Annotated in this window: 1 pseudogene; it reads right to left on the reverse strand. The window is 38.7% G+C overall.

Going from position 1 to position 504, the window contains the following annotated elements:
* Positions 1-200: pseudogene (locus tag B3W37_RS16070) on the reverse strand (HD domain-containing protein); the annotation flags it as partial.
* Positions 201-504: the final 304 nt, after the last annotated feature.

The following is a 504-nucleotide window of genomic DNA, read 5'->3' on the forward strand; positions in this document are numbered from 1 at the left end:
AGTTTGCCGCTCAGTCCGCAGTCCTTGATAAAATAGTTCAGGTCATTATGTTCTAACACCAGAATATATGTAATCCTGGCCACATCCAGGTGGTGCCGGAAGTCATGCTGACAATACCTGGGTTCTTTCTGCTCGTCATAGTTGCGCTGCATATAGTCTTTGTACAGCGGATCCTTTACCAGTAGCTCAACCCTTTTCACTGATATCCACCTCTATATTAATGTTGTTTTATATTATATTAACCTCAAACGCCAAACAATCCTTAATTTCCTAGTAATCCAAGGTTATTATATTATAAATAAAATTGTTTCTTCTGTCTTGGGTAAAAATGAATTTTTCCCCAAAATACTTACTGGTTGAACTGTCTTATAAAAGCCCCAACCTGCTTAATACAAAAGGACGGCTTATTATGCCGCCCTTCCCGTTCTATTTTATCCATGAATCCAGGTTCCTTGAATAATCGCAGAACTCCCTGGGGTCAAAAAACAGCTTTATTTCACGTTT

Source organism: Syntrophomonas sp. UBA5494, assembly GCF_002426325.1.